The organism is Pseudoselenomonas ruminantium (assembly GCF_900142515.1).
Taxonomy (GTDB): domain Bacteria; phylum Bacillota; class Negativicutes; order Selenomonadales; family Selenomonadaceae; genus Selenomonas_A; species Selenomonas_A ruminantium_D.
In genome coordinates this window covers 48,052-61,772 of sequence record NZ_FRBC01000022.1, presented here as the reverse complement: position 1 = coordinate 61,772, position 13,721 = coordinate 48,052, and the positions used below count along the sequence as shown (strand labels likewise).

Annotated in this window: 10 protein-coding genes and 1 CRISPR repeat array; all 10 genes read right to left on the bottom strand. The window is 51.7% G+C overall.

Features of this window, described 5'->3' with window-relative positions; translation table 11 throughout:
* Window positions 1-748: a CRISPR direct-repeat array (repeat unit 28 nt; unit sequence TTTCTAAGCCGCCTATTCGGCGGAACAC).
* 158 nt (window positions 749-906) lie between these two features.
* Complete coding sequence (gene cas3f, locus BUB68_RS11125; protein ID WP_073091337.1) at window positions 907-4,185, bottom strand: type I-F CRISPR-associated helicase Cas3f; 3,279 nt, start codon at window positions 4,183-4,185, stop codon at window positions 907-909.
* The gene (cas1f, locus tag BUB68_RS11120) at window positions 4,157-5,146 is read right to left on the bottom strand and encodes a type I-F CRISPR-associated endonuclease Cas1f (RefSeq protein WP_073091335.1); all 990 of its coding nucleotides are present in this window, start codon (window positions 5,144-5,146) and stop codon (window positions 4,157-4,159) included. The genes cas3f and cas1f overlap by 29 nt, the downstream gene beginning before the upstream one ends.
* 156 nt (window positions 5,147-5,302) lie before the next feature.
* Window positions 5,303-6,022 carry a metallophosphoesterase gene (locus BUB68_RS11115; protein WP_073091333.1) on the bottom strand — a complete coding sequence of 240 codons (720 nt, stop codon included), beginning with the start codon at window positions 6,020-6,022 and terminating at the stop codon, window positions 5,303-5,305.
* A 139-nt stretch (window positions 6,023-6,161) separates the two neighbouring features.
* Window positions 6,162-8,135, bottom strand: coding sequence for a TonB-dependent receptor plug domain-containing protein (locus BUB68_RS11110; RefSeq protein WP_256625890.1), 1,974 nt, complete (start codon window positions 8,133-8,135; stop codon window positions 6,162-6,164).
* 28 nt (window positions 8,136-8,163) lie between these two features.
* Window positions 8,164-8,973 (bottom strand): TonB family protein, encoded by an 810-nt coding sequence (locus BUB68_RS11105; RefSeq protein WP_073091331.1) that lies wholly within the window; start codon window positions 8,971-8,973, stop codon window positions 8,164-8,166.
* Window position 8,974: 1 nt separating this feature from the next.
* On the bottom strand, window positions 8,975-9,388 hold the full coding sequence (locus BUB68_RS11100) for an ExbD/TolR family protein (protein WP_073091329.1): 414 nt from the start codon (window positions 9,386-9,388) through the stop codon (window positions 8,975-8,977).
* Window positions 9,375-10,016, bottom strand: a complete 642-nt coding sequence (locus BUB68_RS11095) for a MotA/TolQ/ExbB proton channel family protein (protein WP_073091327.1) — start codon at window positions 10,014-10,016, stop codon at window positions 9,375-9,377. The genes BUB68_RS11100 and BUB68_RS11095 overlap by 14 nt, the downstream gene beginning before the upstream one ends.
* A 6-nt stretch (window positions 10,017-10,022) precedes the next feature.
* Complete coding sequence (locus tag BUB68_RS11090; RefSeq protein ID WP_073091325.1) at window positions 10,023-11,042, bottom strand: FecCD family ABC transporter permease; 1,020 nt, start codon at window positions 11,040-11,042, stop codon at window positions 10,023-10,025.
* Window positions 11,039-11,866 (bottom strand): ABC transporter ATP-binding protein, encoded by an 828-nt coding sequence (locus BUB68_RS11085; RefSeq protein ID WP_073091323.1) that lies wholly within the window; start codon window positions 11,864-11,866, stop codon window positions 11,039-11,041. The genes BUB68_RS11090 and BUB68_RS11085 overlap by 4 nt, the downstream gene beginning before the upstream one ends.
* Window positions 11,866-13,713, bottom strand: coding sequence for a TonB-dependent receptor plug domain-containing protein (locus tag BUB68_RS11080; protein WP_073091322.1), 1,848 nt, complete (start codon window positions 13,711-13,713; stop codon window positions 11,866-11,868). Before BUB68_RS11080 ends, BUB68_RS11085 begins: the two co-directional genes overlap by 1 nt.
* Window positions 13,714-13,721 lie beyond the last annotated feature (8 nt).

The following is a 13,721-nucleotide window of genomic DNA, read 5'->3' as shown; positions in this document are numbered from 1 at the left end:
TTTCTAAGCCGCCTATTCGGCGGAATACAGGGCATGTTTCTGCAGGGCTTAGATTATCGCTTTCTAAGCCGCCTATTCGGCGGAATACTTCAAATTTTCACAGGACCATCATATTTAGATTTTCTAAGCCGCCTATTCGGCGGAATACCCATTGATAGCACGTTCCACCGTCAGAGTGTTTTTCTAAGCCGCCTATTCGGCGGAATACCGGGATGAAGGCTGCATGCCTTATCTCTTGGATTTCTAAGCCGCCTATTCGGCGGAATACTTGGCTGCTTGTATTGAGTTCTCGGCATTCTCTTTCTAAGCCGCCTATTCGGCGGAATACGAATTGCAGACAGCCAACAATCGGCTCAAACATTTCTAAGCCGCCTATTCGGCGGAACACTGCCGCCCACCAGCGTGGCCGCCGTCTTGGTGTTTCTAAGCCGCCTATTCGGCGGAACACCCCACTGCCGTCCGGGCCTCATTCAGTTTGTCTTTCTAAGCCGCCTATTCGGCGGAACACATCTGCAACCACGCTCAGCTTGTTAGCAAACGTTTCTAAGCCGCCTATTCGGCGGAACACGTGCCAATATCCCGAACGAGGCTATGGTTTATTTTCTAAGCCGCCTATTCGGCGGAACACGATGCTACTGTGTGGCAGCCGCTTTCCATGGCTTTCTAAGCCGCCTATTCGGCGGAACACAATGGGCCATGTCATCATGGACTGAGGTAACATTTCTAAGCCGCCTATTCGGCGGAACACTGTGGGATTTTGCCCTCTTTCCCTACAACCAGAAGCCTTCTTGCGATTTCCAGTTATTTTACCCTAATTTTTCACGTCTCGCTAGTCCCTTATTTTATAGGGGTTTGCAACAGTCAGCAAAATTTGGGTAAAATCGCTTACATAGATGTTATTCTGTATTAAGGGGCAAAGTCCTTCTTTTCATCATACATGCCAAACTGATCAGAATACACCCACACAGTTTTTTCCCTGTTCGCAGGCAAATGCAAAATTCCTGCCTGAATTACGCCCTTGCTGTTAGCAGAATCTCCCTGATAATCGGCCAATGCCTGCTGATAATCACGCTGCAGCCAGAAGCGCTCACTTTCCTCATCTTTTTGTTTTTGGATATGATACCAATCCTCCCGCTCTATCCATTCATCTGTGCTTTCACTCTGTTCGCAAAAGCAGAACGTGCCGTTTTCTTGTTTTTTAAGACATAGCTCTATATCCTGCGCACCTTCACGGAACTTATTGAATTGCTGTGGCAGCCCTGTAAGCCACCAGGATTCTTCCTGCCAGCCATGAAGTCTGCTTGGCCCGAAGCAGGACAAATCACGGAAATCTGTCAGGACCTGATGTTCCAGATGAATCAGTTTCTTATGCGGAGACAGTTTCTCCGGTCTGACCGTACGCGGTACAGCATTGATACCTTTGGCCAGTTCTTCAGTATCCACCAATGCCTTCATATCATGCGTCTCCAACGCATATTTCCTTGATTCAAACCCCGGCCTGCAAAATACCACTTTATCTCCTGACGTTATGGCCTTCAGGTTATACTGCATAATCGCAATGTTTCCTATCTCTCCATTTTCTAACGCCAGTCTATGCCGGCGAATGCGGCCCGCCAACTGAATGATGGAACGATATGAGGACGGCTCCACCACGGCCCAGTCAAAGTCATGGTCACGGCCCAATTCCTCTACCGGTGTAGCCACCAGTATAAAGACAACATTCTGTGCGTCTGTATGATCAATCTGCCTACGCACCACGATATCCTGAAAATCTATTTCTGTCGCATCCTGCTTTTTACGTTTCAGCACAACATCCAGATATCTTTCTTCCTGACTGCGCAATAATGCCGTTTGGCGGCTATGGTACACCAGCAAGCGTGGTGCGAATTCCTCCGGCCATTCCGCTGCCAACAAAAACTTAGCGGTCTCTACACAAGGCCGTATATTGGCCAAACGCACCACCCCAAAAGATACCTGCTTTCCTGTCCTTTTATCCGTCACGGCATATTGCTGATGAAGTTTCAGCATAGCATCCTGCATAAGTTTGCAATAGGCATTCTGTCGGTCTGCCAGTGGTAATGCAAACAAATCTGTACATTCTACAATCCATCCTCTACGCTTCACTGGTTGCTGCGAAAGCTTTTCCTTATGCCGCAGGGCAAAATTTTTATGCCACTGCCGATAAGCAGGCAATACCTTTGCCAGTTCTGGAGATTCCATCAATTGAATTTTGGTCTGAAACTCATCACACCAGACACAATTCACCCGCAAAGGATACTTAAAAAAGCGGGTATACAGCTTCCGCCCGCTCCAATAAGCCGAGAACAATCCCTCAGCTAAATCAGGCGGTATCGTTGCAGATGACAGAATGACATTCCTGCCCAGCATCCCTGCCATATGCACCAAGCGGGCGATTGCTACCAGATCTGCTCCTGCAAAATCATCGATCTCATCAATCACCACATCAGCCGACATCATCCGCAGGAATGGCAGGATATAGCGCCCACCGCGCACAGTCTCCGTAGCGGGCATCAAATGATCGATGGTAGCAGCCAGTACCGGCGCGTATAACAATTCTTTATGCTTCTGCGCCAATTGAGCTGACGAAGCAAATAAGACTGCCAGCATCTTATCATTCACAGCGAAATCAGCCTTGACTTCTCCAGCCAGCAATCCGTTCATGCAATCTGTATCAGCAGACTCCTCCCATGCCCCCTCACCATACAATTCCTTGGCTGCAGCTGAACCGACTAACACTGCTATTTCACCAACATCCAGTCCGATTCGCTTCTGATACTCACGGCCAGTCTGCAAGGTCAGGCTGCGCAGCCCCAAAAGCAGGCTGTATCGCAGTGATTTTCCATCCTCCGACAAGGCCTGCATGATTTTTGCATTGCCCATTGTTTTACCACAGCCCGTTCCTGCCATATTGATAACGAACCAGCCTTCATGACTGCGGCCTGCTTTTTCCTTAGCCTTACGCCAGTCACCAATCTTAGCCACGGACTTGTCCTGCCAGACAAAAGCTGGCGGACTTTTCCTGCGCAGATTGGGCACATCCTCAATCCTGTCCATTCCATGGATAAAATGCGGCAGGCAATGTGCCGCCTGCGCAGCCTGCATGCTTACCCGCACCAAATGCTCATCCAGACGTTGTTTCAAACCATGCTTATCCGTGTTGGCAAATAAAGCGCAATCCTGCGGCCATGAGGACTCCGCTTTGGCAGCAGATACAGTGTAATCACTCAACATCAGACTGACGCGGGCATACAGAAGCAGCAACCGTATATTCTCCTGCGCCCATAATTCATGCAAGACAGGAATCTGTGCCGCCAGCCTGTCCGACCATTTTTTTACCTGTTTCTGCCATTTATCTGATTTCAGCAAGCCCCGGGATAGTTTAACCGCAGCTTTTCCCTGCTTCTGGTACCCCCATACAGCATCCAATCCAGATAAAAGCCTGGAAAATGATGTGGCTTCATCATTGGCATAAGCTTTCGCATCCGCTTTATCCAATACAGGCAGACGATGATGGGACAAGATAAGCCAGCATAACATGCTCGCCACGGGCGGCAGTTCTTTGAGCTTTTCACTGGCATTCTCTGCCAGCCATTCCTCTAACTTTTTCTCCGGGATTTTCCCACTTTGCAAGATTTTCAGCCATTCTTCATCCGTCCGCTTCTCTGTTTGCCAGACCAATCCTTCCAGCAGCTTACAGCTCAGCCATTCATGACGATAGACCTCATCACTTTCCCGTTTTCCGTTGCTCGCTTTCTTCAACATCTTCTGGAATGCTGTCTCAGACTTTCCCCAATCATGCAAGACACCTGCCATTGCCGCCAAGGACTTTATCTCCGGCAGATAAATCCAGTCATTTTCCCATGCTTGATGGGCAATATCCTTCTGGGTACTATTTACAGGCACATAGCCATTCTCATCAAAGCGGCTGCTATCTCCTACAATCCAAAGCAGCTGACTGCGGGTACGCGACCGAATCCAGCGGCAGGATACGGACATGCTCTTGGTCGCATGGCGGCGCAACAGTCTTTTGACCATCTGCAAACCATCTTCGGTAATAACCGTCTGCCAGGTATCCGTACCAATACGATTGGCAAAGGCATCCAATATCCAGCGGGTGGTTTTCAAGGCATTCTTGTCACTCTGACTGGTAAATATCACCATCATTGCGCCCATCCCCCTTATACCACTGCAAACTCTGCTTTTCTATCGTGTCATACATAAATTCCAAGACCTTATGTTCCGTGAACTTTTGCAGGCAGTATTCGCGAAATTCCTGATTCTCCAAACCATTTCTTGCGCAGACAAACGCGCCCGGCAATACAATGGCATCCTTTACCAGATCTGCCACGTCAAAGACCAACGCTCCCCGCCGTGTCTTGCCATGCATTACGGCAAAACCATGCGGAATCCCTAGCACCCACAGAGCAGAGGCCGCCATACCATAAGCCAGATAATTGCCATGATTGAGGAAGATATTTGCAATATCCGTCGCATCTGTATCCCGGGTAAAATCCCCATAATCAGTCCGCTGCACGGCATATTTATACAACTGTTTGGCAAAATTAGCCTCTGCCGCCAATAATTCCGTTACATTTTCCGCATCATCAATACGCTGGCGAAAACCTGTCAGCGCACCTTCTATCTCCCGATCATCCACAAAGAAACCTTCCCCTTGCAAATCACGGTCCTTCCCCCAAACCTTTTCCAAAAAATCACAGCGTTTATACTGGAAATTCTTTGCCGCCTGCAAGCGCTTATCCTCTGCAAACCAAAAGGACATCCAGCCCTGCACATACTGTGTCGGTCGATATTCACTTTGCGGATTCAGCCATTCAATTTCTGTACCGGCCAATAACGGCGTACCACCGCCACCACAAAAACCCACAAGCACACCTGCACCGGCCAGCATCCGCATAGCCGCCTGGGTTATGGAAGTTCCCGTCCCCAGAAGAATTACCGTCGTATTGGCGATGGGGATATTCCAATATTGATTGGCTTTCTTGCCTTCTGTCAGATAGAGCACACGCCCATCCTTCTGCATCACCCGGCATTTTTCCAGATAATACACATTGGCCCGCTTGGAAAACAATATGGCCTTTAACTCAGTTGGTGTCAACCCCTGCATTCTCCCGTCTCCCTTTTCTTATTATTTTCGACAAAAACTACACACAGCCTGCTTGAACTTTCCCCGTCAAGAAAAGGCAAAAAAGTCCCCCTATGATGACAGTTTTAGTGTCTCGCATAAGGGGAGCATATCAAACGTTATTTTTGCTGTTCAGCCTCATATCGATGACTGATATACTTCACCGCTTAATAAATCTGCACACGACACGCGGCCATTTTCCATAAAGCTCCCAGTATCCATAAGCACAAGTTTTCCATCCTGCAGCCATTGCGGTTTTGCTTCATAGCCTAACGCCTGCACAGGGGTATGGCCCAATACAATAACCTGCTCGCCCTGATGGAGCTCTGGATGCATGGCCAGACTTCTGCCCCACAGCAAGGTTTTCTCCTCCTGATCAGCCAACGGCACGTCCGGATTGCAATCAGCGTGCATAAGCCAATAAGCTCTGCCATTTACCTCAACTTCTGTATACAGTGGTAATTGTTCAATCAGCTTCAGCCAGTTGTCAAACAAAACATCCTTCCGGCCAGTCTTTTCTATTTCTGAATAAGTCATCCTGCCGCCATTGTTAAGCCACAGTGCCTTAGGCGAACCAAACAGGAATGACAACAGATTAGATGACTCCACCTTTTCCTTTATGGCTTTATAAAGCATCTGCTCATGGTTGCCGCGCAGGAATATCATATGCCTGTTTCCGAAGTTCTCCATCACCCATTCCATCACAGACACTGGCTGTTCTCCCCGGTCAAGGTAATCGCCTAAGAACACCAGCAGATCCTTATCCGGATTGAAACCGGCCTTTTGATAGGCCTCCATAAATCTGTCAAATTTGCCATGAATATCGCCAAAAACCAAAAGTCTTTCTATTTTGTCCATAGCATTTCTCACCTGATTCTATTGTTACATCCTGTCCGCTGTACGACATATTTATCTCTTGTTTACATTCGACAAAAACCGCACATAGCCTGCTGCCATGTGCGGTTTCCTGTATTCCTCAGATGATTATTCTTTTCGCTTAGAATTTATAGGTGTAGTTCAGCATATAGCTGGCCGGTGCATCATAATAGGTGGAAGACGAATGGGAAATCACGTCGTGGCGATTCAGCACATTTCTGACCGTCAGGGTGATTTCCTGCGCTGCATCCGGCTGGTAGCTGGTGTGCCAGCTGGTGAGGAAATACGGCTTTGCCTTGAAGGAGTGTTCTGCCGATGGCGTCTGCACCCGGTCACACAGATAAGAACCGCTCAAGTTGGAAACCAGTTTACCCTGCTTATAGGTGATGCCGCCTGTAAGCTGTACCTTGCCGAACTTCCGGTCCCAATAACCCTTCTTCGCATTCTTGGATTCCGGATTCTGCCAAGTTACGCCCCAGTGATAAGAAAAGGGTCGCTGGCTCTTGATATCGCAAGCCAGTTCCACACCTGTATTGCGGAAATCTTCATTATTGTAGGTATACTGGCTGCGGGCAGCATTCCATGTAGCATCGATATTATCCTTGATATCCATATGGAAGACGGCAGCTTTCCACTGATGATTATTGTGATTCTGTTTCCAACCCGTTTCATAATTGATACCCTTCTGTGGTTTCAGGGACGGGTTGGGCACACCTGCATCCGTGGCGCCATACATCTGTGAGAATGTCGGCATGATGAAGGACTGTGCTACGCTGACATAAAGATTGTTGGCCGCGTCCATCTTGTGCAGCCATTGCCCTGAAGCACTGAAATTATGGTAATTCTGATCACGCCAAGCTCCGGTTGTCCAGGTTTCACGCACACCAAAAATACCGGTGTTCTTCGCATCAAACTTCTCCTCCAACTGGACAAACGCAGCCCAGTTGTTACGCCCATAATCAACAGCTGTCGGAGTGGATGGTGCATAAAGCTTCTGATAGATTTCCCGTTGCAGGCTCATGCCACCAATCCAGCTGGTACGTGGCGAAACTTTCCAACGGCGCTGCACGTCCAAGCCATAGGTAACATTCTTTTCCCGGGTGTTATACAAGGAGTTGGTTCTCCGCCCTGCAGAAGTGAGCCGCGTGGGGCCACAGGATTCCACCGTGCCATCATTCCAATAAAGACCGGCTTTCCAATTCTTGTCATGATAATTAAGCTGGGTGATATGGCGTTTGGTCTCATACTTGCGGCTATTGAACAGATCGCCCACACGTGCCGCTGCTCTGGCACTACTTACCTCCGTCACATAACGGTCATATTTTGCTTCAGTTTCATAGTAGCCATACAGGAAATCCAGATTCTTGTTCAGACTGTAATTGATACCTGCCGACTGCTTTTTCACATGATTGACATTTGTCCTGGTCTGTCCAAACGTCGTTGCCGTCCTGCTGGCATCTATCCCATGCTTCCATTCGTTGAAATCATAATGGACAACCAAACGATCATCACCGACATTGGCCGCATAGTGATGTTGTCCGGCACTGCCAATGCCAGCCGTCACCGTGTTGGCCGCTTTTTTCTTCGTAATGATATTGACTACACCAGCCATAGCTTCGCTGCCATAAAGGACGGAACCACTACCTTTGACCACTTCAATGCGTTCAATCGTGTCCGCAGGGATAGCAGACAAATCGTACTTCCCACGCCAGGATATGGGATTGCCATTCACCAGCACCAGTGTCCCGTTGTCAACGCCGCGGATATTGACATCATTGGCCATTGTGCCCATAGCAGAACCATTCTGCCCAAAAGCACCATAGGCAATGCCGTCAACTTTTGCCAATGCCTCACCAGCAGTCTGGGCACCAGTTTCCTTGATTTCTTTAGCCGTGATGACTTCCGTAGCCGCCGGGGTATCCACTTCCCGTTTATGGCTGCGGGTGGCGGTGACCACCACATCACCTAAGTTTTCCTCCACGGTCTGATTATCAGCAGCTTCCGCAAAAGAATAGCCGCTGGCCAGCATCATGGCAGTCAGCCCCAGTGCTATCTGCTTCGATAAATGTTTCGCATCTTTTTTCAAGAATAACATCCTTCCCTAAAAACTCTAATTTCATTTTTTACCAATCGTCACCATCGGCGAGTTGGAAACTATATGTTGTCGTATAGCGGCCCCGACGGCCATTCATCTGGAAACGGCAGCCACGGGCAGCACTTGCAGCCGCCGCATCCATAGCCGGATAGCCCGAGGACTTCACGACTTCCACCGACTCGATGGAATCATCCTCGGCTACCAGGATCAGCACCCGCACACTGCCTTCCACGCCCTGCTGACGCAGGCTTTCCGGATAAGCAGGGCTGGGGCGGTAGGTACAGCGCGCCGCCACACGTTCCGTGCTGGTATGGCCATTGTTCCCGCCATTGCCATTACCACTGCCAGTTCCAGCGCCAGAACCTGCTCCGCTGCCTGTCCCTGTGCCTGCCCCTTGTCCAGCGGCACTTCCATTGCCTGTTGCCGTTCCTGTGCCGTTGCCCGAGCCATTTGCTTCCGCCTGTTTTTGCCCTGCAGTCGCCCCTGCCGCCGGTGTTGTAACCTTGCTTGCCTGCGTCTGATGTTGCTGGCGGTACTCCTGTTGTTTCTGCGGCTCTTTTGTATAGCTTTCCTGAATCTGCGGCAGATTCTGAGTGGGTATGGCCACCTCCAGAGGCGGAGAGGCCGGGACGGGATCGGGCGCCGGACTGCCTCCGCCTGCTTCACCGCCGCCGGCAAGTCCGCTGTCTTCCCACAGGGCTACCTCCACCGGATCTGCTGTCTGCGGCGGCTTGACCAGCAGGAACACGCCGCTCAGGGCCACGAGGACAAACAAAATACCATGCAAGGCCAGTGCAACGGCCCAGGCCTTTAGTTCTGCCTTTTGCTCCTGCCGCATCTCACTGCCCTCCGGCACTATCGGCGGCCAGCCCCACTTTAGCCACGCCAGCACCCTTTATCTTATCCAGCAGGCCTATGACCATGCCATAGTCTAGCTTCTGGTCAGCCCGCACCACCACAGCAAACTGCGGATTCTTCTTTTGCTGGTCTGCCACCTTGTTCAGCAGTTCCGTCTCAGCGACAGGCTTATCCTCCAGCCACAGGCTGCCGTCATTTTTCATCGTGACCACATAGGTCACCTTGAGCTGCGTTTCGACATGCGCCGCCTGCGGCATATTGATGTCTACAGTCTTGAGATTCACCATATAAAGGGTACTGAGCATAAAGAACACCAATAGGAAAAACATGATGTCAATCATCGGGATGATGATGATATCCGGTTTTTCCATCTGGCGGCGGTCACGCAAACGCATAAGCCGCACCCGCCTTTGTCAGTTCCGCCTGTTTGGTTTCGACCAAAGAGAACACCTGCTCCATATCCGTGATGATATTTTCCACCCACTGCACGAAGAAGGCGTGAATGGCCAGTGCCATAATCGCCACGCACAGGCCGAAGGCCGTGGCAATCAGCGCCTCGCCAACGCCGCCGGTGATAGCTGCTGCCTGTGCCGACTGCACATTGAAGACACTGAAGGCCGAAATCATGCCGCTGATCGTGCCCAAAAGCCCCAAGAGCGGCGCCATAGTCACAATGACATTGAGATAATACAGACGTCGCTTGAAATGCGCGAGCGCCACACCGGACTGGATTTCCATGAAGCTGCTGACATCCTGCCCATCCGCAGCCCGCTCTACTGCCCGCATGATGATTTCCGCCATATTGCCGGAGGATTCCCTCGCCAGTTTCATGGCCCCGGCATAATCTTCATTCCTCATCAGGGCGAAGAACTCCCGGGCAAAGCCCCGGCCGGAATCCATGCGGCGGAAATATTGGAAGCGCTCCACGCCGATGACCATGACAAAAAGGGAGCATAAAAGCAGCACATACATAACCAGCCCGCCCTTTTGGAAGAGCTCCAGCCCTGCAACGATATTTTCCATTCACATCTACTCCATTCGCTGCTGCTTACGCAGCAGATACAAAAAATACGGTGTGCCGATAAAGGCAGTCATGATGCCCACGCGAATCTCCGTGCCGGACAGGATCACCCGCCCTACAATATCGCAGAATAGCAGGAAGATACCTCCGGCCAGGACACATGCCGGCAGCAGCCGCCGATGGTCGGGGCCGATGAGCATCCGCAGCATATGGGGCACTACCAGCCCTACAAAACCGATATTGCCGCTGATGCAGACGCCCGTTGCCGTGGCGAGCGCCGCGAGGAACAACAGGATCAGACGGAAGCGGATCACCGGCAGGCCTACGGCCCTGGCCTCCGTTTCCCCCAAGGACAGGATATTGAGCTGCCGCGCCAGCAGGCAGATAATCCCCACACTGACGGCAATGGGGAAAAGCCCCAGCCATACGTGCTCCCAGCGGCGATAATCCAGGCCGCCGATTGTCCAGAACAGATATTCCTGCAGTTTGTTCTCGCTGACTGCAGTCAGCAGCATCGCGGACACGGCCGCCAGGAACATGCCGACCACCACACCAGCCAACAAAAGGGTCAGCACGGGAATCCGCCCCCGCCTAAAGGCCAGCGCAATGGTCAGACTGACCGCCAGCAAAGCGCCCAGCAGGGCACAGATGGGCAAAGCAAACAAGGTTGCCGCCGAAAGTCCCGTGGCAATAGCCACGATTGCTCCCACAGAAGCCCCACTGGACACGCCGATAATCGCCGGATCTGCCAGTGGATTGGCAAAAAGACCCTGCAGAGCAGCCCCCGCCGCCGCCAGAGCCGCACCAGTGAGCAGGCCGACCAACGTACGCGGCAGACGGATATGCCAGATAACCGCTTCTTCATTGGGTGTCAGGCCATTCACTGGTGCCATCCCTGCGGCCTTGCGCAGGACATCCAGCACATGGGAAAAGGGAATATCCATCTGTCCCCAGCTCAGGGAAAGCAGCATCATAAAGAGCAGCAGCATAAACATGACGGCCAGCACGCTGACGAAATGATTTTTCATGACGCATCCCCTCCCATCAGCAAAGGCAGCAATTGCTGCCGTCTGGCCATCGCTTTGGTGTAAATATCCGCATGGCCGGTCTGCGGATGGAAATCCACATAGACAGAAACGCCATAGGCACGGCTCAACAGTTCCGGCTGCAAGACCGCCCTGGGCTCGCCATCTGCGAGCAAGCCCCCCTGCCCCACCAGCAACAGCCGGGAACAGAAGCGGGCCGCCAGTGCCAGATCATGCACCACCAGCAGGATTGTCCGGCCTGCCTGACAAAGTTCCCGGCAGAAACGGAAGAGTTCCTCCTGATAGAACAAGTCCAGACCACTGGCCGGTTCATCCAGCAACAGCAAGGGCGTCTGCTGGGCCAGAACTTTGGCCAGCAGCACCCGTTGCCGCTGGCCGCCCGACAGGGTATTGACCGGCGTGTCCGCCAGATCCGCCACCGCCATATATTCCATGCAGGCCTCAGCGATGCGAACATCCTGCGCCCCTTCCCGCTGCCACCAACGCAAATGCGGCGCCCGGCCCATCAGCACCACTTCCCTTACCGTGAAGGCAAAGGGCACATGACTGTGCTGGGGCAGATAAGCCACCACCCTGGCCATTTCCTGCGGGGTATAGTCCCCAAGGCTTTTGCCTTTGATTCCGATACGCCCCTCAGCAGGCAGCAGCCCGCGCAGGGCTTTCAGCAAGGTGCTCTTGCCTGCCCCATTGGGGCCAATCAGGCCGATAAGCTCGCCGCCGCCAGCCTGAAAGGAAACCTGCCGCAACACCTGCCGCCCGCCATAGCCAGCTTGCAAGCCCTGCACATCAAGCAAAAGATCAGCCATCAAAACGATACCTTTACACCCAGCTGGAAGGAACGGCCCTGCAGAGGGTAATACCAACCTGTGTAGGCAGATTTCGGCACCAGATAATACATCTGATTCGTCAGGTTGTTGACCTTGAAGTACACATCCACATTCTTCGTTGCAGCATAGGTGGTATTGAAATCCCAGATTGCATAACGACGGCAGCCATAAGTATTGTTATCCAGGCCACTGCCCATACGCCCCAGCAGATTAGCCGTCCAGCGGTCATAATGATAATGTAGTCCCAGACGATAGCCATTCGGCTGATAGAACAGCACCTTCGTTCCATCGGTCTTGGTATCGATATAGGAATACCCGATATCATAAGACCAATGCGCAGATGGTCTGCCGGTAAAGGAGAGCTGCACGCCCTGCTTCTTTTCCCGGGATACGTTCTCAGCATTCGTCAGGAACGTTGCGGGATCATAAACCCACTTGATGGCATCATGGATGTTGCTCCAGAAATAGCTGGCATCCAACGTTGCCTTCTTGGAGAAATCATGGGTGAAACCGATGGTTTCCACATGACCGGACTCCGGCTGCAGATGGGCATTGCCCCGCATCCAGGCATCCGTATAGAACATATCATCAGCTGTCGGCGCCTTGAATACCCGGCCCCAGGAACCATAAATCTTCGTCTGTTTGTCTGCCCGGTAATTGATGGCTGCTTTCGGCGTCCAATGCGTGCCGAAGGCATCGTGATGATCCATGCGCACACCCGGCACAAAGAACCATTTGTCCGTCAGGCGCATGGTATCCTGCACGAACACAGCCTTGGTAGTAATCTTCTTGTTCTCGTAACCGCTCTGCTTGTTGGTGGATTCACTCTGATGCCATTCAGCCCCGGCCACCAGCTTGTTGTTTGGCCCCAGCTTCCAGCCATTCTGATAATCCACTCCCTGCATATGGGTATCGTATTTGCCCTGATAATCCGTGGACTTATAGTTGGCAAAATAGCGCAGGAAACCTTTCACAGGCTGCTGTTCCTTGAAGTTCCAGGTCAGTGCCCCATAATTGTAATTATGCTGTTGCCGGCGGCCTGCCGCATTCCCCAGGATCCCCATATCTGCCAGTTTATGATTGAAATTCAGCTGCAAGGAGTCATTGTCGGACAGCTGTTTGTCCAAACGCAGGGAAACGCTCTTGTTGCTATAATCACTATTGGCCATGCGGGTGCGGGAATCATTATCTCCCTTGTAATTGAAATAGCCCTGCTTCTGCAAGCCTGCCGTTACGAACCAGCTCCAGCCCTGTTCACTGCCCTGATTGGTCAGTTCATAATTATGCGTCTTGAAGGAACCCGTATTCAAATCCACCGTGGTTTCACTCTTCGTTCCCTTGCGGGTAATGATATTGACCACGCCGCCGACGGCATCACTGCCGTAAAGGGCAGATCCCGCGCCCTTCACAACCTCAATGCGTTCGATATTTTTCACGGAAGGCAGCATGCCCAGGCTGACACTGGCTCTGGTCATGGAACCCTGGTCATTGTTCAAACGCTGGCCATCCACCAATACAACGACACGCTGGTCGCCATTGATGACCACTTCTGAATCACCATTCGCATTGCCATTCGTGACCACCACGCCATTGACATTGGCCAGAGCCTCACCCACCGTCTGATAGTGGTTGGCTTCAATCTGCTTTGCCGTAATCACCGTCATATCTGCGGGAGTACTCATACGCTGGGACGGCATACGTTCCGCCGTAACTACCACATCCCCCAAGTCCTCGCTTACCGTTTCAGCCTGGCAGACTGCCGTGCCAAAGCACAGTGTCCCCACAGCCAAAGCCGTTAAAATCCTGTTGGTCAATTTCTTCTGCATCAAAAAGT

Coding starts and splice junctions, on each gene's coding strand:
- BUB68_RS11100 (WP_073091329.1), bottom strand. CDS start 9,388: ATGCGTTTGCGTGACCGCCGCCAGATGGAAAAACCGGATATCATCATC.
- cas1f (WP_073091335.1), bottom strand. CDS start 5,146: ATGCAGGGGTTGACACCAACTGAGTTAAAGGCCATATTGTTTTCCAAG.
- BUB68_RS11080 (WP_073091322.1), bottom strand. CDS start 13,713: ATGCAGAAGAAATTGACCAACAGGATTTTAACGGCTTTGGCTGTGGGG.
- BUB68_RS11095 (WP_073091327.1), bottom strand. CDS start 10,016: ATGGAAAATATCGTTGCAGGGCTGGAGCTCTTCCAAAAGGGCGGGCTG.
- BUB68_RS11115 (WP_073091333.1), bottom strand. CDS start 6,022: ATGGACAAAATAGAAAGACTTTTGGTTTTTGGCGATATTCATGGCAAA.
- BUB68_RS11105 (WP_073091331.1), bottom strand. CDS start 8,973: ATGCGGCAGGAGCAAAAGGCAGAACTAAAGGCCTGGGCCGTTGCACTG.
- BUB68_RS11110 (WP_256625890.1), bottom strand. CDS start 8,135: ATGTTATTCTTGAAAAAAGATGCGAAACATTTATCGAAGCAGATAGCA.
- BUB68_RS11090 (WP_073091325.1), bottom strand. CDS start 11,042: ATGAAAAATCATTTCGTCAGCGTGCTGGCCGTCATGTTTATGCTGCTG.
- BUB68_RS11085 (WP_073091323.1), bottom strand. CDS start 11,866: ATGGCTGATCTTTTGCTTGATGTGCAGGGCTTGCAAGCTGGCTATGGC.
- cas3f (WP_073091337.1), bottom strand. CDS start 4,185: ATGATGGTGATATTTACCAGTCAGAGTGACAAGAATGCCTTGAAAACC.